The 16,616-nt window shown below is 63.6% G+C and carries 28 protein-coding genes and 1 tRNA gene; 12 read left to right on the top strand and 17 right to left on the bottom strand.

Annotated features, from left to right (window positions below; all coding sequences use genetic code 11):
- Window positions 1-4: 4 nt before the first annotated feature.
- Window positions 5-81, top strand: a tRNA-Arg gene (locus Q0Q02_RS13990).
- A gap of 85 nt (window positions 82-166) precedes the next feature.
- On the opposite strand, the gene Q0Q02_RS13985 is transcribed toward Q0Q02_RS13990, so the two are convergent.
- Genes Q0Q02_RS13985 through Q0Q02_RS13975 form a run of 3 tightly spaced genes read right to left on the bottom strand, consistent with a single transcriptional unit; the run spans window position 167 to window position 986 of the window.
- Window positions 167-412, bottom strand: coding sequence for a hypothetical protein (locus Q0Q02_RS13985; RefSeq protein ID WP_293810350.1), 246 nt, complete (start codon window positions 410-412; stop codon window positions 167-169).
- On the bottom strand, window positions 409-729 hold the full coding sequence (locus Q0Q02_RS13980) for a hypothetical protein (RefSeq protein ID WP_293810349.1): 321 nt from the start codon (window positions 727-729) through the stop codon (window positions 409-411). Before Q0Q02_RS13980 ends, Q0Q02_RS13985 begins: the two co-directional genes overlap by 4 nt.
- A complete protein-coding gene (locus tag Q0Q02_RS13975; protein ID WP_293810348.1) occupies window positions 729-986 on the bottom strand; it encodes a hypothetical protein in 258 nt (85 codons plus the stop codon). Before Q0Q02_RS13975 ends, Q0Q02_RS13980 begins: the two co-directional genes overlap by 1 nt.
- Before the next feature lie 113 nt (window positions 987-1,099).
- Between Q0Q02_RS13975 and Q0Q02_RS13970 the strand changes: the two genes are divergently transcribed.
- From Q0Q02_RS13970 to Q0Q02_RS13960, 3 genes are all read left to right on the top strand, one after another.
- Window positions 1,100-1,339 (top strand): helix-turn-helix transcriptional regulator, encoded by a 240-nt coding sequence (locus Q0Q02_RS13970; RefSeq protein ID WP_293810347.1) that lies wholly within the window; start codon window positions 1,100-1,102, stop codon window positions 1,337-1,339.
- Window positions 1,340-1,358: 19 nt separating this feature from the next.
- Window positions 1,359-1,646, top strand: a complete 288-nt coding sequence (locus Q0Q02_RS13965; protein ID WP_293810346.1) for a hypothetical protein — start codon at window positions 1,359-1,361, stop codon at window positions 1,644-1,646.
- A 134-nt stretch (window positions 1,647-1,780) separates the two neighbouring features.
- A complete protein-coding gene (locus Q0Q02_RS13960; RefSeq protein ID WP_293810345.1) occupies window positions 1,781-2,206 on the top strand; it encodes a type II toxin-antitoxin system PemK/MazF family toxin in 426 nt (141 codons plus the stop codon).
- 106 nt (window positions 2,207-2,312) lie between these two features.
- Here Q0Q02_RS13960 and Q0Q02_RS13955 read toward each other — a convergent pair whose 3' ends face one another.
- Genes Q0Q02_RS13955 through Q0Q02_RS13945 form a run of 3 tightly spaced genes read right to left on the bottom strand, consistent with a single transcriptional unit; the run spans window position 2,313 to window position 5,316 of the window.
- Complete coding sequence (locus Q0Q02_RS13955) at window positions 2,313-2,957, bottom strand: helix-turn-helix transcriptional regulator (RefSeq protein ID WP_293810344.1); 645 nt, start codon at window positions 2,955-2,957, stop codon at window positions 2,313-2,315.
- Window positions 2,954-5,107, bottom strand: a complete 2,154-nt coding sequence (locus tag Q0Q02_RS13950) for a hypothetical protein (protein WP_293810343.1) — start codon at window positions 5,105-5,107, stop codon at window positions 2,954-2,956. The genes Q0Q02_RS13955 and Q0Q02_RS13950 overlap by 4 nt, the downstream gene beginning before the upstream one ends.
- A complete protein-coding gene (locus Q0Q02_RS13945) occupies window positions 5,107-5,316 on the bottom strand; it encodes a helix-turn-helix domain-containing protein (RefSeq protein WP_293810342.1) in 210 nt (69 codons plus the stop codon). Before Q0Q02_RS13945 ends, Q0Q02_RS13950 begins: the two co-directional genes overlap by 1 nt.
- Window positions 5,317-5,437: 121 nt before the next feature.
- Here Q0Q02_RS13945 and Q0Q02_RS13940 point away from each other — a divergent pair, with 121 nt between their 5' ends.
- The 5 genes from Q0Q02_RS13940 to Q0Q02_RS13920 all read left to right on the top strand — a co-directional run bounded on the left by Q0Q02_RS13940 (window position 5,438) and on the right by Q0Q02_RS13920 (window position 7,508).
- Window positions 5,438-5,692, top strand: a complete 255-nt coding sequence (locus Q0Q02_RS13940) for a hypothetical protein (RefSeq protein WP_293810341.1) — start codon at window positions 5,438-5,440, stop codon at window positions 5,690-5,692.
- Window positions 5,693-6,011: 319 nt separating this feature from the next.
- Complete coding sequence (locus Q0Q02_RS13935; protein WP_293810340.1) at window positions 6,012-6,299, top strand: hypothetical protein; 288 nt, start codon at window positions 6,012-6,014, stop codon at window positions 6,297-6,299.
- Window positions 6,300-6,313: 14 nt separating this feature from the next.
- Window positions 6,314-6,559, top strand: coding sequence for a hypothetical protein (locus Q0Q02_RS13930; RefSeq protein ID WP_293810339.1), 246 nt, complete (start codon window positions 6,314-6,316; stop codon window positions 6,557-6,559).
- Complete coding sequence (locus tag Q0Q02_RS13925) at window positions 6,559-6,777, top strand: hypothetical protein (RefSeq protein ID WP_293810338.1); 219 nt, start codon at window positions 6,559-6,561, stop codon at window positions 6,775-6,777. The genes Q0Q02_RS13930 and Q0Q02_RS13925 overlap by 1 nt, the downstream gene beginning before the upstream one ends.
- A gap of 11 nt (window positions 6,778-6,788) precedes the next feature.
- On the top strand, window positions 6,789-7,508 hold the full coding sequence (locus Q0Q02_RS13920) for an SOS response-associated peptidase (protein ID WP_293810337.1): 720 nt from the start codon (window positions 6,789-6,791) through the stop codon (window positions 7,506-7,508).
- Between the two features lie 476 nt (window positions 7,509-7,984).
- Here Q0Q02_RS13920 and Q0Q02_RS13915 read toward each other — a convergent pair whose 3' ends face one another.
- Window positions 7,985-8,290 carry a hypothetical protein gene (locus Q0Q02_RS13915; protein WP_293810336.1) on the bottom strand — a complete coding sequence of 102 codons (306 nt, stop codon included), beginning with the start codon at window positions 8,288-8,290 and terminating at the stop codon, window positions 7,985-7,987.
- A 273-nt stretch (window positions 8,291-8,563) separates the two neighbouring features.
- Here Q0Q02_RS13915 and Q0Q02_RS13910 point away from each other — a divergent pair, with 273 nt between their 5' ends.
- Window positions 8,564-8,770, top strand: a complete 207-nt coding sequence (locus Q0Q02_RS13910; RefSeq protein WP_293810335.1) for a hypothetical protein — start codon at window positions 8,564-8,566, stop codon at window positions 8,768-8,770.
- A gap of 140 nt (window positions 8,771-8,910) precedes the next feature.
- Here the strand turns inward: Q0Q02_RS13910 and Q0Q02_RS13905 are convergent, their stop codons facing one another.
- The 10 genes from Q0Q02_RS13905 to Q0Q02_RS13860 form a co-directional block, all read right to left on the bottom strand.
- On the bottom strand, window positions 8,911-9,747 hold the full coding sequence (locus Q0Q02_RS13905) for a hypothetical protein (RefSeq protein WP_293810334.1): 837 nt from the start codon (window positions 9,745-9,747) through the stop codon (window positions 8,911-8,913).
- Between the two features lie 8 nt (window positions 9,748-9,755).
- The gene (locus tag Q0Q02_RS13900) at window positions 9,756-10,019 is read right to left on the bottom strand and encodes a hypothetical protein (protein ID WP_293810333.1); all 264 of its coding nucleotides are present in this window, start codon (window positions 10,017-10,019) and stop codon (window positions 9,756-9,758) included.
- Between the two features lie 54 nt (window positions 10,020-10,073).
- The gene (locus Q0Q02_RS13895) at window positions 10,074-10,646 is read right to left on the bottom strand and encodes a hypothetical protein (RefSeq protein ID WP_293810332.1); all 573 of its coding nucleotides are present in this window, start codon (window positions 10,644-10,646) and stop codon (window positions 10,074-10,076) included.
- Window positions 10,643-10,837 carry a hypothetical protein gene (locus tag Q0Q02_RS13890; protein WP_293810331.1) on the bottom strand — a complete coding sequence of 65 codons (195 nt, stop codon included), beginning with the start codon at window positions 10,835-10,837 and terminating at the stop codon, window positions 10,643-10,645. Before Q0Q02_RS13890 ends, Q0Q02_RS13895 begins: the two co-directional genes overlap by 4 nt.
- 4 nt (window positions 10,838-10,841) lie before the next feature.
- On the bottom strand, window positions 10,842-11,060 hold the full coding sequence (locus Q0Q02_RS13885) for a hypothetical protein (protein ID WP_293810330.1): 219 nt from the start codon (window positions 11,058-11,060) through the stop codon (window positions 10,842-10,844).
- A gap of 2 nt (window positions 11,061-11,062) precedes the next feature.
- Complete coding sequence (locus Q0Q02_RS13880) at window positions 11,063-11,278, bottom strand: AlpA family phage regulatory protein (RefSeq protein WP_293810328.1); 216 nt, start codon at window positions 11,276-11,278, stop codon at window positions 11,063-11,065.
- 63 nt (window positions 11,279-11,341) lie between these two features.
- Window positions 11,342-11,746, bottom strand: a complete 405-nt coding sequence (locus Q0Q02_RS13875; protein WP_293810327.1) for a hypothetical protein — start codon at window positions 11,744-11,746, stop codon at window positions 11,342-11,344.
- Window positions 11,730-12,971, bottom strand: coding sequence for a site-specific integrase (locus tag Q0Q02_RS13870; RefSeq protein WP_293810326.1), 1,242 nt, complete (start codon window positions 12,969-12,971; stop codon window positions 11,730-11,732). Before Q0Q02_RS13870 ends, Q0Q02_RS13875 begins: the two co-directional genes overlap by 17 nt.
- Window positions 12,972-13,169: 198 nt before the next feature.
- Window positions 13,170-13,493 carry a hypothetical protein gene (locus Q0Q02_RS13865; protein WP_293810324.1) on the bottom strand — a complete coding sequence of 108 codons (324 nt, stop codon included), beginning with the start codon at window positions 13,491-13,493 and terminating at the stop codon, window positions 13,170-13,172.
- Window positions 13,494-13,505: 12 nt separating this feature from the next.
- Window positions 13,506-13,691: a hypothetical protein gene (locus Q0Q02_RS13860; RefSeq protein ID WP_293810322.1), complete on the bottom strand. Its 186-nt coding sequence runs from the start codon at window positions 13,689-13,691 to the stop codon at window positions 13,506-13,508.
- A gap of 750 nt (window positions 13,692-14,441) precedes the next feature.
- Here Q0Q02_RS13860 and Q0Q02_RS13855 point away from each other — a divergent pair.
- Both Q0Q02_RS13855 and Q0Q02_RS13850 read left to right on the top strand, forming a co-directional pair.
- The gene (locus tag Q0Q02_RS13855) at window positions 14,442-14,699 is read left to right on the top strand and encodes a hypothetical protein (protein ID WP_293810320.1); all 258 of its coding nucleotides are present in this window, start codon (window positions 14,442-14,444) and stop codon (window positions 14,697-14,699) included.
- Between the two features lie 218 nt (window positions 14,700-14,917).
- On the top strand, window positions 14,918-16,612 hold the full coding sequence (locus tag Q0Q02_RS13850) for a glycosyltransferase family 39 protein (RefSeq protein WP_293810318.1): 1,695 nt from the start codon (window positions 14,918-14,920) through the stop codon (window positions 16,610-16,612).
- Window positions 16,613-16,616 lie beyond the last annotated feature (4 nt).

The following is a 16,616-nucleotide window of genomic DNA, read 5'->3' as shown; positions in this document are numbered from 1 at the left end:
TTTCGGGCCCGTAGCTCAGATGGATAGAGCAGCAGCCTTCTAAGCTGCTGGTCGCTGGTTCGAATCCAGCCGGGCTCGCCATTTTTGATAAATATTTCAGCGCCTTAGGCCGCTGTAATCTTAGTCTTGTTACCCAGATTTGCGAGCCGGGTAGCGCATGGGTAGCTCAATCGTCCGGCGCCCGGCCGAACGCGACTGCGTATCCCTTCCGCAGATCTCGCGCCCGACCCGATAGCTGCAAAATCCCGAACAGCAGGGCTTCGGCGTCGCCCGGCGCGAGCACGACAGGCTTGTCCGACGAGATCCACTCCGTTGCGTAATTGGCCACCAGCCGCGCCATGACGGCGAGGTCGATCACGTCCGGCTCCAATTCCTGCAGTGCCTTGCCGATCTCGATCTGACTGGCACTCATGACCGCTCCTCCGCGCTGTCGACCACCCGGCCGATGAGATGAATGGCGCTCCCGATGTGTCGGCGCGCGAAGCAGAGGCTGCCTCCTGCTGCCTCTATCGCCTGCTCTGGCCCGCCGATGCGGCAGAAACGTCCGCCAAGCGCGCGAGCCGATGGGACAAGATCGGTGGCGAACGCATGTCCGCCTGGGAACGCGATAACGGCATGGCAAGGCTCGGTGAAATCGGGAGCGAGAGGCTCCAGATGAAACCAGCGAACAACCGGAGGCCCCGCATAACTTGCCGCCGCGATCCGGAAGCCTCTGAGGTCCAAGCTCATCACGCGGTCTCCAGCGCGAGGGCCATGCCGTGCGTGTCGTCCAGTTCGGACCAGGCCGCATCAAGACGCTGATCGAGGTCTCGGTGAATGGCCATAAGGCCGCGGCGGTGTTCATCCGAGAGGGCCTGGCATGCCATAGCGAAAGCGCCGCATAGATCCGCCGCCAAGCCGACGAGGTAGCGCGCATTGTCGATGCGGTGCGAAAGCGGGTCCTCGGGCAAGCCGGCAGCGTTCGCCGCCACGGTGGGCTTCGTCATGGTCGTCTCCATTCGGTTAAGGTTGCCGAAAATCGGTATAGCTGAACTTATCAGCCAAAATAGACAGGTCAAGCCTTTTTGGGTATGCATGGCTATCTTGATTGGAGAAGCCGATGACGCCTGCTCAATGCCGTGCTGCCCGTGGCCTGCTCGATTGGTCGCAGGCCGACCTCGCGCAATCGGCGAATGTAGGGCTCAGCACCCTGAAGAATTTCGAGGGCGGCCGATCGGCACCTATGGCCAACAACCTCGCAGCGATGCGCTCTGCGCTCGAAGCGGGCGGGGTTACCTTCCTGGCAGACGGCGAGACGGTGGACGGCGGGCCGGGCGTCAGGCTACGCAAGGGCGAGTAGCGTTCGAGGGAGTGCCGGCGTGTCCGACGAGAAGCAGTGGCCAATAATGACGGCCGAGGATGTCGGCGCTGCGTTTGCTGGCTTTGCCTTGAGCTTCGCCGCAGCGTTGCGAACAACCGAGGGTGGTTCTGCGAACGACGCGTTGCGAGCTTTAGTGGACGAACTGGCGAGCCTTAGCCAAGGGATGCGCGATCCTGAGGGCAATAGCACTCCCGCTCGGGACGCACTGAGGATGGCGGCTGCTATGCTTGCAGCCTCCGAGCCGCCGAAGCCGCGCAAGCAAGGCGCTAAGGCGAAGCGGGACTGAGGCCATGCTGGAGGCGTCGGCGCCGGAGCGTGGATAACGTGGTTCCGCTGCTGCGCCACATTTGACCGCAACCATTCGGTGGTAAAAGGGCGGTTCCTCGTCCGATCGGGGAGATTCGCAACTGGACAACCACCTTGGCCCTCAAGTTCCATCCCGAGCCCGGCACCTTGTTGCTCTGTGATTTCTCGACAGGCTTCTGTGAGCCCGAGATGGTGAAGCGTCGGCCCGTAGTTGTTATCTCGCCGCGACTGAAACGTCGGGACGGGCTGCTTGGAGTCGTCCCTCTCAGCACTCAGCAACCAACGCCGATGATGGATTACCACTATGAGCTGACGCTGGAGGTTCCGCTGCCCGCGCCTTTTGATTCGCGGACAATGTGGGCCAAGGCCGACATGGTCTCCACGGTAGGCTTTCACCGACTGGATCTCTTTCGCGAAGGACGAGGCCCTGATGGGAGGCGCAAGTATCTGGCGCGAAAGATCGAAGACGCGCAGTTACGTTCCATTCACCGCGCCATGCTACACGGACTGGGGCTCGGTCACTTGACCGCGCATGTGTAATAACTACATGTGCATTGTTCCTGCGCTGCCTGCGGGCATCAGGCTTTCAAGACCTCCTCGGAGGCGGCCGCACACCGGGCGACGTCAAGCTCACGTGCGGCTTTGTCTAACCCCGCTGGAGCAATCCGGCGGGGTTTGTTTTTGCCGCCGCCCGCTCGGCGACCAGCTTCTTTCGGAGCTTGGCAGCCTGGCGCTTGGTGAGCGGGGGCTGCGTTGGCCGAACTCGCCGCGGCGGGGCGAGTGCCTGCAGCGGCTCAGGCTCGGGCGCTGGTGGAGGCGGGAGCGGCTCGGCTTTCACCGGCCGGCGCGCTCGCCGAGCGGCAGCGCCAGCGTCCAGGAATGCCTGCCGCTGCTCTGGCGTCATCGTCGCCCAGCGCTTCAATCCACCTTTTTTCCCGCGTTCCGACAGAATGCGGTTAGGCGGAAGTCTTTGAATTAGCTCAGCATTATCGCCGCCCAGCTTAACCTTAAGGCCCCGCCCTTTAAATTTTTCAGCCTGAAATTCCGTCTCGGCGATGACGGCAAAGCGAAGTCCGAGGGCGGTCAGAAGCTTGGGCAAACTGTCGCGCCCGATCGCCCTGGCGTTCTTCGCGCTCGGGTTCGTAAGCATCGACTCGCATTTCGCGTAATACCCTCCCGGCACTCCCGCCAGCTGGTCGATGTCCGTCTGCGATAGGCCGAGCTGCATCCGGCGATCGCGCATGGCTCGGATCAGCTCGTCATACTCGATGCCCGCCGCGAAGATCTTCATCGCGCCGCCCCGTCCTCGGGCGGGCCGGTGAGCGGTCCTGGCGAGGTCCCTTCGCGTCGGCTGCGGATGTAGCGCTGGGCGACATCGGCGCGATTGCGCTGGTCGGTTGCAGCCTGCTCTTGCCCGGCCCAGCCGTCGGCGAGCGCCTCACGCGTGACGGCGGCTCCTGCCCGCAAGGGAGCCATCGCCGCGTCAACGTCGCCGTAGAACCGCGCCACGCCGCCGTCCCTGTTCTGCAGCGGGATGAACATGCCGTTGGGCGCCTGCACGACAATGCCGTAGGTCGGAGGCACGCCGGCCCGAAACTCGGCCTCAGTGCGAGGATCGGTCAAGAGCATATGGCGCGCGGCCATCGTTCCTTCGGCTTGCCGAACCGCTGCCTTTCGATCAGCCGGCAGGGACTGATATTCGCTGGCCCGTGGTCGGCGCTGGCCAGACTCCGGGGGAATGAACCCGAGCAGCCGCTGCTCGCTTTCACTGAGTTCAGTGCTGATGAACTTGCGGATTTCGCCATCCAGCTGCTTGGCGAGCCAGTCATGCGAGCCGTCAACCGTGGGATATGCGCGCTCTGGCGGGAAGCGCATCAGCGCTCCGTTGTTGATCGACGAAACACCCCACACCCGCCCGATGCGCTGCACCGCGAGCTCGCGGGACTTCGCCTCGTCGCCAACCTCTGCGAAGGTCGCGGCATACTCCTCGCGGTACTCAGCGACGAGGCGCTGCGACTGCGCGGGCGTGGCTGGCGCGCCGGCTCCAGCAAACGGAATCCACGAGCCCCCGATGTACCCGGCGATCTCGCTGACCGTCAGCTTTTTGGTCGCCGTCATCGCGGTCTCGCGGAGCGTCTCGCGAGCCTTCTGCATGGCGGGATCGTTGTAGCGAGCTTCCTCACGAGCGAGCTGATCCGCGGTCATATACTGCGACCGGATCATCCAGGTCGCCATGCGGTTTTCGACATCGCGGCCGTAGAGCTTGTTGAAGCCGTCAGGGTCGCGGCGCTGCTCCTTGTCCATGAGCGAGAACGCCGTCGCCATCTTCGCCGGGTCCCCGGAGCGCGACATGCCGATGAGCGAGTCCCGCATCTCCTTGGTGGCCATGACCATGCCGAACTGTTCGGCCGGCAGGGCGCCAAGCTGCTGGGCGAGCATTGACTGAACCGCGGGTGCGCCGGTTGCCCAGACGCTCGTCACGGCGGCAATATCCTGCTGATCGAGCACGGACTGCGGCATGCCGGTACGCGCCGAGATCGCGCGCCCGACATGCAGGCGCGCGGCGAGGCCGGCTTGCAGAGCATCGGGTGAGGTGAAGCTGAGAGGCGGCAGGGCGCCCTCCGACCAGCCTCGGCGCGCAGCCTCTTCCCAAGGACGCTCGGCCAGGTTCTTGGCGCCACGCTCGACGGCGGCCTTCGTCGCCTCCGCCTGCATCTGGACAAAGATCGGAGCGCCCTGGGCGCGGCGCATCACGTCCTGCACGAGCGCGGAGCCGGCGGCCGAGCCGCTGCGCATCGCGTTCTCGGCCTCGTCCATGCCGCGGATCTTGGCGATCAGCTCATCACGCTCCCGACCCAGCTTTTCCGGGTTCTGGTTGGCGATCTGGATCGCGCCGGCCAGCGTCTGCGAATCCGGCACGTTGCCCTTGTCGATGGCGTTGGAAGCTGCCGAGATGACGAACTTCGCCGAGTCGATGAGCTCGCGGTTGCCGGCGAGTTGCGACTTCAGCCAGGTCGAAGCGAGGTACGGGTTCGCCGTCATCTGTTGCTGCGTGTATGGCGCGGCGGGCATAGGCGGGGAGCCCGTGGCGCCGTCTACCTTCCTGATCCATTTCTGGGCGAACTGGCCAGCGGTCATATCGAGTGTGCCGCCATTGCCCAGCACAGCGCGCTCGCCGACCACGTCCACCGCGCGGACGTTCGGCGAGTCGAAGCCGACGCTCTGCGAAGAGCGGATAGCCATCATCGTGTTCTGCACGTCGTTGAGATCTTCGCGATAAGCCGCGTCGGTCTGCAGCGCCCGAACCTTGCCGGCCTCGGCTGCGGTTTTCAGGCGTACGCTCTCAATCTGGGCAGCCGTCTTCTTGCCGATGCCCTCGGAGATACCGCCTGCGATTGAGAGGCCGGCCGAACCGGCTGCGAGGAACGACGAGGCGCCCATCAGTGGCGCTCATTTGCCGGAGCGACGCGGCGCCGGCCGAGATATGCGGCGATGTCGGCAGGGTCGTACCGGACGGAGCGCCCGACCTTGAAGAAGGCCGGCCCGTTGCCGCGTTCGCGCAGCTTCTGGAGCGCCTCGGGCGTAACACCCAAGCGCGCGGCGGCTTGGCGAGGCGTCATCTCAGGGCGGGCATCTTCTGCGAGCAGCATGGCTTTCTCCATCTGTCGCCAGTGTCTCGAACCGTCGCGACATGTGCACCGCACATAGGAGAGGCGTTGACTCCCGCTTGGCTTTTGTTCCTATTATGTTCTCATCGCGAGGACAAAAATCATGTCAGCCCAGCCGGCCGAGCAGCAGGTCGAGGATACGTCGATCGACGCGGAGATCACCTCGTTGATCGAGGACCTCCTCGAGGAGCATGAGGGTTTCGAGCGGGCGGCCTTCCGTGGGCTGGCGCGCAGCTATCTCGTGCTCTTGTCGGAAAGCAGCCGACTGGCCCTCGATGCCGATCGCTCATGCTCGCGCGGCTTCCTCCGGGGGCTGTTCTCGGAAGGGGCACGGCCAGAGCGCGAACAAGAACCGTGAGACGCAGAGGCGAACTCTCGGCCGGCGGCGTGGATCGCGAGTTTCCGTTCCAAGTCGCAGTCAGATCGATCCAGGGCCAGAGCCTCGGGCACGTGAATGCTTGCGGCCCGCTATCCTCCCTGTGCTGGCGCAGGCATCACGTCGGAGATGGGACGCATCGCTACGAAGTGTTCTGCTTCTCTGATCGAGATCAGGCCGACCGGTTCCGGGATGCTATCCGCGGCGAGGATTTCGATCCGCGCGACCGCAGCGGCGGGCGGTGGTTGCGCGGTCGAGGCGCCGCGCGCGATGAGAAGCGCAAGGCACGGGGGCTGTGGTGATGACGTGGCAGCACCAAGTCGAGATCAAGCTGGACAAGCAGTCTGCGGCCGAGCGCCTGCGCCGGATCGAAGCTTGGTGCACCGATTGGCAGATCGCCTTCCAGGTTCTCGGAACCATGACCGGCGGCGTGATCCGCGTGGCTTTCGAGGAAGCGCGTTTCGCGCGAGCTTTCCATGCGCATTTCGGTGGCGTCATTGCGCCAGCCGACGAGCTCGAAGCAGCCCTCGCGGAGGATGCCGCGGAAGTCGACTTGTATGATCGGCTTGCCCGCGACTACCCTGACTGAGGAGGGCCGGCATCATGGCAGATGTGGTCAGGATAGGATCGGGAGTGCCGCGCGTTCCGCTTCGCCGGGCTGACGATCTGGTCGACAGGATCGAGGCGTTGAAGAGTGAAGCCACCGCCCGCGGCTTCGGCACGCTCGCCTACTTTCTTGATATCGCCCTCATCGAGGCCAAGCTTCAGGAGCAGCATATCGTCGGCGACGCCGCTAACGCTCAAGCCGATCCCGACGAGCTTTGGCTGCCGGTCAAGGATCGGGATTGATGGCTGAGCCAAACGAGTTGCCCGAAATCGATCTCGACGTGGCCGATGTGAAGCGGATTGCACTAACGACCGATCCGCAGGGCGAGACGATGATCAGCTTCGAGATGGCTAGCGGCCAGGTGATGAACCTCGTCTTCTCGCCGGAGACGTTCGCGAAGCTCGAAGCGATGATGGCTAAGGCGAACGAGGCGCAGGCCCAGGTCTCGCCGATCCAATAGGACGACAGCGCATGTGCGGACGGTTCAGCCAAGCCTACACGTGGGGCGAGATCTACGCCTTCAGCCAGCCGTTGGCCGAGCCGGAATCGCCAGCGCGCAACCAACAGGCCCGCTATAACATCGGCCCGACGACCACGATCGACATCATCGTGAAGACGCCGGCCGGCCGCCAAATCTGGAAGGCTCGCTGGGGCCTGATCCCACCGTGGCACAAGGGCACCGCCAAGCAGATCAAGCCGCACATCAACTCGCGCATCGAGGGCGTGGACACGAACGGCCTGTTCAAGCGCGCCTACGTCAAGAACCGCTGCATCATCCCCGCGAGCGGCTTCTACGAATGGACCGGCGACGACAAGAACAAGACGCCGCATTTCATCAGTGCGAAGGACGGCGCGATCCTCGCTTTCGCGGGCATCTGGGAGCGCTGGCGCGACGAGAACGGCGAGGAGATCATCAGCGCCAGCATCATCACTCGCGATGCCGATCCGTGGATGTCCAAGATCCACCACCGCATGCCGGCGATGCTGCATCCCGCCGATTTCGAAGCCTGGCTGGACGGCTCAGCCGGCAAGGAGGTGCTGATGCGCCCGCCGCCGGAGCTGCAGGAATGGGTCGTCGATCGCCGCATGAACAAGACCGGCGTGGGGGACGACGATCCGGCAACGGCCGAGCCAGTCGAAGCGGAAATGCGGCCAGAACCGCCTGTCGCTCCTCAGGGCAGCCTGTTCTAACTTTGCTGGTCGCAGCTCCAGGATGTGCTGACAAGAGGGCGCGCAGGGTATGACGAGCACGCATATAGAAGTCAGCCAGATCGAAATCGGAGTTCAATGCCTCACTGAATTCCCTGGCGGAAGCGATGCATTGGCAGAGGTCATAGCGGCAGGAATCGATGTCGAACTTGGACTAGCTATCGTCTTGGCGACTTTGGGCGGCTCAGATCCCCATGTATCGGCTATCGTCTTGGGCCACCTGAGATCGATCTCTGAGCAAGAGAAAGCAGTTCTGGCAGCGGCAAAAATTAAGCTGAGCGCCTCCGCCTATGAAAACCTCGTTATAGCCACCAAGGCGGTTGCAGCTCACAGGAAGCGGCGGAATGCCTTCGCTCACCACATGTGGGCGCGCTTCGGCCCGAGGATCAGCGCGCCGAGCTCCTTATCGTCCGGATAGAGGCAGCTCGGTTCCAACCGGCTGAAGATCCGTCGTTCGCTCATCGGTCGCGGCGCCATCGCTTCTTCCAGTGCTGGTCATAGTTCGGGTTCTCCGGCGCGTCGGCGGCGCCCGACGGCGGCTCAGCCATACCGTAGCGGCTATCCAGGAATCGCTCGACCGCTGGCCAGTATCGCCCGCCCGTCAGCGGATCGATCCGAGGCAAGCCAGCCTTCTCCCAAACGCCAGCGACGCCAGGCCAAGCTGACGCCCGATCGCCGAGCACCAGCCGCCCGATCTCCTTCTCATCTGGGAACAACGACGACGGCATGACACCACGCGGCCGACGAACTGGGCGATCGCTCATTCCGACCTCCGAATGTCCCAGCCCCCAAAAAAATCTGCACCCGGCATCTCTCGCGGGTCAATCGTGTGGGCGTGGGAGGACGTTACTCACGGCGCGCCAATTTTCCTCCCCCGGCCCCGGCAAGCTCGCGCCTGAGAAATCGAGGGGGTGCCTCGGTGCTGGAATCGAGCCGCGGTCGGGTTTCAGCGGCCAGGCGGATAGCCGATCGGCGACCATCGAGTTACCCATCGGCTACCCGGCATCACCATTCTTCGCGCAAGCCATTGATATTACTTGATTGAGCCGCTGATGGCGCATCAGAGGGTCTATCACGAACGCCTCAAAATCGCGATCGAGGCGCCACCGGCCGATCCTCTCGCGCATCACGTCGAGCAACACGCGAAAATGTTTCAGGCTCGCTCGCGCGTCCAGAGCACCTCATTTCACGCCATTCTGCGCCTGTCTCTCGCGCGCGAAAAGGAAACCGTTGGGGCTCAATGAGATGCGTCAGGAGGCCCGTTTTCCTCGCGGGCGCGTGAGAGGCTGGAACGCGTTGTTTCCCCGCGACATAGGCATTCAGGAGCAGGTCCTCGCGCGTGCGCAAGCGCGCGCAGACACGCAGGCCGAATTGCCCAACAATTTCAGCGACGTGGCGATGCCGATTTTCGGGCCTCGACGATTGCCTGATGGGCGCCGACCATACCCTCCTCGTCGACCAGGGAGACGATCCAGTCGAGCCTCGCCGGAGGCAGCCCGTCGGCGATGCGCTGACCCTCCGCGATGTCGCCGCGCCCGAGCGCCGAAATCACGTCGTCGAGCAGCGCTTTTTTTTGCTCGGAGCCTGAAGCCATATCCTGCTCCCCCTCGCCAAGCCTCTCCGAGGATGGCCTATCAGGATCAGCCTCTGAGGATATTTCAGAGGATAGACGGTCAAACCTGTCCGAACCATTCGGACACTCCTGTCCGTTCCGTTCGGACAAATCTGTCTGAATGGTTCCGTCAAACCTGTCCGAACCGTTGGCCTCCCGAGCGATGCGCCTGCGGGCGGCGTCGATCTCAAAATCCTTGATGCGGCCGGTGTATTCGAGGTCGATCGTCTCGCGGCGGGAGCGGCTGTACGACATCTTGTAGATGCTGGTGTTGTTCGCCCGGCGCTGTGACCGCAGCCAGCCGTTCGCGACAGCATCCTGGATCGCGCGCCAGACGGTCTTCGTCGCCCAGCCCAGATCGGCAGCTAGCCGCGCCTGGTCGGTCCAGGCCGTGCCGCCGTTGCGGAAAGACATGTAGCTGCTGAGGGCGAAGCAGACGGCGAAACTGCGGGCATCGCCTTGCCGCATGATGTCACGGAGCCATTCCTGGCGGGCGCGGCGAAAGATGGCATCGCTCGAAAACTGCACGATTTCGATGTCATCGAGGACGCGCGCCGGCTTTCGGTTCTTGACCGGGAAATTCGTCAGGCGTGGAGCTCGGGCGTCCATCGGCAGCGTCAGTCGTCGAGCTCGCCGGCCAGATACTGCCGCCGGGTTTCGACGAGACCGTCCAAGCCGTCCTCATAGACGCGGATCATCGCCTTGATGCGATCGGCCACGACGCGCAGAACCTTCAGCCGCCTGCGCTTGCGGGGCTTGTCGTCGCGAATGATAAGATCGGAGAGGACGGCGGAGGCCTGAAGGTCTGCATGGTATTCCAGCAGCTCGGCCTCGACGCGCTGAATCTCCTCATCGATGTGTTCGAGCGTCACGTCGGCCATGGTCGATATCCAGATGGAGGAAGAAACCCCGGCGCTGGGCCGGGGCTGGGAGGCTCAAGGCCAAACGTGCTGCCGGGCAGCGTCTTCGAGCGACTGCGCTACGGTGCCTGCCCATTCGGAGCGGACCGAGCCGAAACCAGCGGCTACCAGCATGGGCTGAAAAACGTACTGCAGCAGCATCTGATGCTGGACGTGCGGATCTACGCCAGCGGCAACCGCGGGCTCCAACGAGCGTTGGAAGTCGGACAGCGCACTCATGAGCGATCGAGCTATTTCGTCGCATTCGTGGGCGCTGGCGTAGATGAAGCGGCAAGCTTCCTCACGCTGCGTCTTGCGGGCTGCTTCACGCTCAGCATCGCGGAACGGCTCGTCGTCTTCCCAACGGCGCTGAGCGGTTGATGCCGCACGCTGGCAGGCTTCGATCTCCAGGTGAGCCGCACGAGCCTTCTCGTCGAGCCGGATCGCTTCCGCCTTGGCGCCGGCCTTGCCGTTGGCGACATCCTCGTCAAGCTGCTCGATCTTCTCGCGGAGCATGCGCTCGTCCCGCTCCAGATCGACGATGCGCTGGTTCAGCCCGTCGATCTTAGCAAGCAGTTCCTCGCGCTCGATTTTCGTCATTGCCTTCATCGGTCCGATCCTTTCGGCTTGCGGCGCCTCGGCCGCGGTTGCGTTGGTGGTGAGAGGTGGGTTTCAGTATCCGGCGTGGGCCGGCCGTCGATCGCGGCAAGCTGGCGCTTGAGCTCGTAGAGGTAGCCGTGCAGTCGAGCCTCGGTGATCAGCCGCTCGACGATGACGTGGTGGGGTTCGCGCTCGTCCACGGCGTCACCGGCGCAGCGACTTGCGGCGGTATCCGCGATGACGAGGACCGGGAGAGCGAGGCGGCGACCGCAACGGAAAGCCCTGCTCGTTCGGAGCCAGGAACATCTCGACCCAGCCGGGATCGCGCATGGGCGGGCCGGACGGCGCGGGCGCATCATCGGTCGCAGGGCCGTCCTGATACTCGCGCTCGCCCGTATCGGGGTTGTGGCGGAAGCCGGCCATGGTCAGGCGCCCGCCTTGGAGTCGATCCAGTCGGCGAGATCGCCTGCGCGCCAGCCCAGCTTTCGAGCGGAAAGGCGGATGGGCTGCGGTGCAATGCCCCGGCGGACCAGATCCCGGAAATGCTGGACGGAATAGCCTGCGATCGAGGCGGATTGCTTAGTGTCCAGGAGCCTGCGGCTTTCGAGAGCCGGCGGGAGCGCTGTGACGGCAGGATGCATGCTGATACCTCACGGAGACGGCGGATGCGTTCGGTGAGGTGAGGATGAGTTGGGATAAGCGCTTCAGGGAGAACGCAACTTCGTCAACTTGGTCAACTCCGTCAATTTGCTGCTAGCTCGCTTTCTGTAGCCCAGCTCGCGCTCAATCGTAGATGTCGAAACGGGTGGTAGTTCTAGCGTCTTGATGTGCTCTTTGATCAGGTCGATACGAGCCTTTTTCCCCAGCCTTTCTGGTATTTGGTCAGGCCAGATGGCGGAAATAGCCTTTCGTATCCGCCGCTTTTCGTCGGTTTCCTTTTCCTGAATTCGCTCTTCTTGCCGTGCCGATGACAGTTCGTTGGATACGAAAGTTACATACTTGCTGGTCGGACGGGGTTTTACTGTCAGCTTCGCCTCGACGAGTCGCAGAATATCTTCGTCGAGGCCTCGCGCTTGGAGTTGCGCCAAGAGGTCAGCGAGAGGCAGCATCGCTATTCTTCTCTCGCGTAATTGCGCCGATATGCTCTGCCCAGGCGGCGAACGCTTCCTGAACCTCGCGCTGAAAATCGTGACGCTGATAGACCGCCACGATGCCCTTGAATTCCCCAGAGACGTGGTTCAACGCGCGCTCGATAACGGCGATGCTGATGCCGAGGCGAGCCATGCCGGTAGCGGCGGAACGGCGAAGGTCGTGAATGCGCCACGGCGGCATGCTGAGCGGCTCAATGCCGGTCTCCGTGGCGATCTTCTGCCGACGGGATGCGATAGTCTCGTCGAGCCGGGCCTTGCTCTTGCTCCAGCCTGCGAAGCTGCCTTCGCCCTCGCCAAACAGCAGTTCCCGCTTCTCGCGACGATCTACCGATCGCAGGATCGAAACCGCAGTCTGGGGGAGGGGGATGAGGTGCGATCTGCCGTTTTTCACGCGCTCGGCCGGGAGCTGCCAGGTACCTCGAGAGAGGTCGATCTCGGGCCACCGTGCGCCGGCGACCTCCTCGCGACGTGCCGCTGTAAGGATGAGCAACCGCACGATGCGGCCGAAATCGTCTTGCCCGCAGCAGGCCCAGACATCGGCCAATTCCTCGTCCGTCAGCACGCGCTCACGCTTGGGCTCGCGCTTCAGCGCCTTGGCGACGTTGATAACGGGGTTGCTGTCGACTCGGCCTTTTTCGATTCCCCAACCCATCATCGCTGACAGTGACGAACGAGCGCGATTTGCGGTAATCAGGCCGCGCGCCTTCGCGATCTTGTCGAGCTCTAGGGCTATGCGCCGACTGTCGAGTGCACCCACTGCGATGCTATGGATGGGGGCCCAGATGATCTGCAAGTGGCGCTCGACCTCGTCGTAGCTGGAAGCGCGCAGGCGATCTTTCGCAGCCGGAAGGTAGAGCTTAAGGAGGTCAGAAAGCTTGAATTTCTCGACCTCGCGTGCCTTTCGGAGAGCGACCTTCTCGGCTTGGGGGTCGCGATCATCGGCAATATTTCGAATGACGCGTTCGGCCGCGGCGCGCGCTTGATCGACGCTGTTCATGGGGATTTGCGAAAGCGTCAGCTTCCGCTGCTGGCCCTGCGCATTGCGGAACTGGACGATCCACCGACCAGCCCCACCTTGCCTAAGTCGTAGCCCGAACCCCTTTATCTCATCGTCCCAATAGGTGATTTCCGCCTTGCCCGGCGGCACCCTAAGTTGGCTGATGTTCGCGCGCGTGAGCAGCATTCTGTTGCCTGGGTAGCAGATGGGTAGCAATCTTGTCGTTACCCATCCTCACTTGCAAGCACAGTGACAGCGGGTTTAGGGCGATAAATGCTGATGAATTTGAGTTATCCGCAGCCATCCGCACTTAGCGTCAATTGCAAAATCTGACTTCTAAGCTGCTGGTCGCAGGTTCGAATCCTGCCGGGCTCGCCATTGTTTTCATCGCGGAAGCTCCGTCTGTTCCGTGATGCGTTCTGACAAAGATACTGCTGGTCGTTTTGACTTTTGGCCGCCGTCCGTTCGCACGGCTCGGCGTTTCCGGGCGCCGTTGGCGACCTGTTTCATGGTCTTCTTGACGTAGCCGGGCAGCGCCTTCGTGGAGGTCTGCGCCGACTGGGCCAGTATCTCGCGATCGGTCATGTCGGCGTCGCCAGTCTCTGTCAGATCGCCGTTTCGGAACGACGTGAAGGTGATGTTCCCGGACGGGCCGGCCACCTTGGCGCTTCGCTTCACCTCATGGCGCATGTCGGTGAGATCGCCCATATTACCGGTCGGCTAGGGGAGCGGGCGACCCTCCTTGTCATCCTTCCAGTCGCGGACCAGCATCAAGCCGCCGATGCGCTCGCGCTCGATGGCGTCGAGCCGAGCCATGAGCTCGGGGAAGAGCGGGACGTCGGGGTTCTCCGGATCGAAGAGCGGCCGCCAGACCTCCTTGCCGGTCTTCGGGAGGGCGATCCGCACATCGTCGGAGCGGTTCTCCTTGCCGGGCTTGAAGGTTCGGTCGGCTTGTTGCGATCTCTGCAAATCCGCTGAGATCGTGCTGTGACCGTTGCAAGATGGACGAGCCTGGCTACACCCCTGCGAGGATCGTAAGTTCGAAAAGCTCGCTCCATGATGTCAGGGTGATCATTACTGAGGTCAGTAATTTACGCGTTTCATTGAGCAGTTTTCGAAGGCTGCCGATATCATTTGCAGCGGGAGAGGCGGAGGCATTTGTGTGGGGTACGGTTTTGCTGTCAGCGATCGCGACGTACCCGGATGCGTCGCAGCATGGGCAGGCTTCAATGTGCCCAGGGTAGGCAAAGTTCGCGACCGAACGCTGTCCCCGGCAAGTCCGGCATACCCTCCGTGTCTTCATGCTCTCCACCTTCGGATCGCAGCTACCGGACAGCCGATGCTTTCGCAGCGCTCAGCATATCACAAGTCAAGGACCTCGGCAGGTTCGGCTGAAAGCCGTTGAACCGGATGCGGCAGAGGCGGCCCTTGTCGCCATCGGGCGGGTTGACGAACCAGGTTGCGTCGACATGAGGCGCCGCATGACAGGGCGCGTGGTGACGCGCCAGTCGTGTACGGCGTCGAGCTGAGCTGCGATCCGTTCCTGGGCCTTATCGCCCCAGTTGATCAGGTCACGATAAGGCTCGGGCCGAATACCTGATGGAACAGGCTGCTTCGAACCCTGTTGTACCAACGGGGGGCATGCGGAGCACAGCCATGTTGCGGTTCGTTGCCATGACCGCCCTTGCGGCGACCCTTTCTTCACCGACACTCGCCGAGCCCGCTTTCGTCAGGACGGTCAGCCTGCCGACACTCGGCGCCGGCTACGGAGGCGCTCCGAGGTCAGTATGCGAATTGCCCGCCTATGTATCGGTTCGCACCAACCCGGCCGCGCCCGTAGAAAGTCACGCCATGACCCTGTCGCCGCGGATGACCCAGGCGATCAGGATCGGCGAAGAGCCTTCCGACGACTGATCGTTGGAGGGAATGTCCTGGCGCATCCTTCTCGCCCGGCGCTGCGATAGCCCGGCTTCGTCGTTGCCCTCGATCGGCATTGCCGCTCCACTATGCTTGCCGACCCTTCCCCGGCAGCGTAAACCCGCGCGGCCTCGCCTTGATCGTGCCTGAAAGGCCCGTCATCGGGCAGCACTCGACTTTCAGGACATGCGGCCGGGCTGCCGCGGGGATGAATGATGTTTTCGCTCACGCCAGCGATCGACCGGGTCAGGGATGCGGCTTCCGCCAGCCATCTGCGGGCCTGCATCTTCCTGCTGCTGTTGTCGCTCGCGGCCTTCCTGCCCGGTTTCAGCACGCTCCAGCCGCTCGACCGTGACGAGCCGCGCTTCGCGCAGGCGAGCAAGCAGATGCTGGAAACCGGCGATTTCGTCGATATCCGCTTCCAGGACGAGGCGCGCCACAAGAAGCCGGTCGGCATCTACTGGCTGCAGAGCGCAGCGGTGAAGGCCGGCGAGGCGCTCGGCATATCCGAGGCGCGGACGCAGATCTGGCTCTATCGTATTCCCTCGCTGGTCGGTGCGACCGCAACCGTGCTCCTGACCTATTGGGCGTTGCTGGCGTTCCTGTCGCCGCCGCTCGCCCTGCTCGGCGCGGCATTGATGGCCTCCGCCGTGCTGCTCGGCGTCGAGGCGCGTATCGCCAAGACCGACGCGTTGCTGGCGGCTTGTGCGGTTGCGACCATGGGCGCGCTGGCGCGCACCTGGCTCGACTGGACGCGCTCGCTCGCCTTCGTGCCGGACCGGCGCAACTGGCTGGTATTCTGGGGCGCGACCGCGCTCGGCCTGCTGATCAAGGGGCCGATCGTGCCGATGGTCTGGGGTCTCGCTATTCTCGTGCTGAGTGCGAGCCTGCGCTCCTTCCGCTGGCTGAAGCCGCTGCGCTTCGGGGCCGGCTTGCTGCTCTGCCTCGTCGTTGCCTTGCCCTGGTTCGCAGCGATCATGGTCAAGACCGGCGGCAGCTTCTTCGCCGAGAGCGTCGGCCAGGACATGCTCGGCAAGGTCGCCGAGGGGCAGGAGAAGCATTGGGGACCGCCCGGGCTCTACCTGCTGTTCTTCTTCGCGACCTATTGGCCGGCGGCCGCCTTCGCGGCGATGGCGGTGCCCTTCGCCTGGGTGCGCCGCAAGGAGCCGCAGATCCTGTTCCTGATCGCCTGGATCGTGCCGTCCTGGCTGGTCTTCGAGGCGGTGCCGACCAAGCTACCGCATTACGTGCTGCCGCTCTATCCGGCGATCACCGCGCTGCTGCTGCTGGCGGTGCTGAACAGCGGCATCGACCGCAACCGGCGCGGTGCGGTGCTCACCGCCTGCCTCGTCGTGGTGGTGCCGCTGGCGCTGATGGGCACGATCCTGTTCGGCAACTGGACGCTCGACCGCTCGGTGCCCTGGCTGGCATTGCCGTTCTTCGCGCTCGTCCTGCTCGCCGGTATCAGCGTCGTCGCGGCGTTCCGGCGGCGCGATTTCGAAGGCGCGCTCTGGCGCTGCGTGCCGGCGAGCCTGCTATTGACGATCGCCGTCTATCCCTTCGCCATCGAGAGCCTGCGCTCGCTGAAGCTGTCGCCGCGCCTGGCGCAGGCGGCGAGGTCCGTCGGCTGCGCCGATCCCGCCGTGATCACGCTGGGCTATCGCGAACCCAGCCTCGTCTTCCTGACCGGGACGAAGCTCGCGATGGCTGCGAGCGGGGCCGATGCGGCGGCTTTCCTGAACCAGCCCGGCTGCCGTGTCGCCTTCGTCGAGAGCCGCTTCGCCGGGGATTTCAACGCGGCACTTGCCGGGCAGGAGCCGAAGCCGCGCCTTGTGACCACGATCAACGGTTTCAACCTGAATGGCGGGCGCAGACTGGAGATCGCCGTCTTCGCCCGTTCGCCGGGTTGACACT

The sequence above is a fragment of the uncultured Allobosea sp. genome (genome assembly GCF_945956895.1).
Lineage (GTDB): Bacteria > Pseudomonadota > Alphaproteobacteria > Rhizobiales > Beijerinckiaceae > Allobosea.
This window is presented reverse-complemented; position numbering and strand designations above follow the sequence as displayed.

Coding starts and splice junctions, on each gene's coding strand:
- Q0Q02_RS13985 (WP_293810350.1), bottom strand. CDS start 412: ATGAGTGCCAGTCAGATCGAGATCGGCAAGGCACTGCAGGAATTGGAG.
- Q0Q02_RS13980 (WP_293810349.1), bottom strand. CDS start 729: ATGAGCTTGGACCTCAGAGGCTTCCGGATCGCGGCGGCAAGTTATGCG.
- Q0Q02_RS13975 (WP_293810348.1), bottom strand. CDS start 986: ATGACGAAGCCCACCGTGGCGGCGAACGCTGCCGGCTTGCCCGAGGAC.
- Q0Q02_RS13970 (WP_293810347.1), top strand. CDS start 1,100: ATGACGCCTGCTCAATGCCGTGCTGCCCGTGGCCTGCTCGATTGGTCG.
- Q0Q02_RS13955 (WP_293810344.1), bottom strand. CDS start 2,957: ATGAAGATCTTCGCGGCGGGCATCGAGTATGACGAGCTGATCCGAGCC.
- Q0Q02_RS13950 (WP_293810343.1), bottom strand. CDS start 5,107: ATGGGCGCCTCGTCGTTCCTCGCAGCCGGTTCGGCCGGCCTCTCAATC.
- Q0Q02_RS13945 (WP_293810342.1), bottom strand. CDS start 5,316: ATGCTGCTCGCAGAAGATGCCCGCCCTGAGATGACGCCTCGCCAAGCC.
- Q0Q02_RS13940 (WP_293810341.1), top strand. CDS start 5,438: ATGTCAGCCCAGCCGGCCGAGCAGCAGGTCGAGGATACGTCGATCGAC.
- Q0Q02_RS13935 (WP_293810340.1), top strand. CDS start 6,012: ATGACGTGGCAGCACCAAGTCGAGATCAAGCTGGACAAGCAGTCTGCG.
- Q0Q02_RS13930 (WP_293810339.1), top strand. CDS start 6,314: ATGGCAGATGTGGTCAGGATAGGATCGGGAGTGCCGCGCGTTCCGCTT.
- Q0Q02_RS13925 (WP_293810338.1), top strand. CDS start 6,559: ATGGCTGAGCCAAACGAGTTGCCCGAAATCGATCTCGACGTGGCCGAT.
- Q0Q02_RS13920 (WP_293810337.1), top strand. CDS start 6,789: ATGTGCGGACGGTTCAGCCAAGCCTACACGTGGGGCGAGATCTACGCC.
- Q0Q02_RS13915 (WP_293810336.1), bottom strand. CDS start 8,290: ATGAGCGATCGCCCAGTTCGTCGGCCGCGTGGTGTCATGCCGTCGTCG.
- Q0Q02_RS13905 (WP_293810334.1), bottom strand. CDS start 9,747: ATGGACGCCCGAGCTCCACGCCTGACGAATTTCCCGGTCAAGAACCGA.
- Q0Q02_RS13900 (WP_293810333.1), bottom strand. CDS start 10,019: ATGGCCGACGTGACGCTCGAACACATCGATGAGGAGATTCAGCGCGTC.
- Q0Q02_RS13895 (WP_293810332.1), bottom strand. CDS start 10,646: ATGAAGGCAATGACGAAAATCGAGCGCGAGGAACTGCTTGCTAAGATC.
- Q0Q02_RS13885 (WP_293810330.1), bottom strand. CDS start 11,060: ATGGCCGGCTTCCGCCACAACCCCGATACGGGCGAGCGCGAGTATCAG.
- Q0Q02_RS13880 (WP_293810328.1), bottom strand. CDS start 11,278: ATGCATCCTGCCGTCACAGCGCTCCCGCCGGCTCTCGAAAGCCGCAGG.
- Q0Q02_RS13875 (WP_293810327.1), bottom strand. CDS start 11,746: ATGCTGCCTCTCGCTGACCTCTTGGCGCAACTCCAAGCGCGAGGCCTC.
- Q0Q02_RS13870 (WP_293810326.1), bottom strand. CDS start 12,971: ATGCTGCTCACGCGCGCGAACATCAGCCAACTTAGGGTGCCGCCGGGC.
- Q0Q02_RS13865 (WP_293810324.1), bottom strand. CDS start 13,493: ATGGGCGATCTCACCGACATGCGCCATGAGGTGAAGCGAAGCGCCAAG.
- Q0Q02_RS13855 (WP_293810320.1), top strand. CDS start 14,442: ATGTTGCGGTTCGTTGCCATGACCGCCCTTGCGGCGACCCTTTCTTCA.
- Q0Q02_RS13850 (WP_293810318.1), top strand. CDS start 14,918: ATGTTTTCGCTCACGCCAGCGATCGACCGGGTCAGGGATGCGGCTTCC.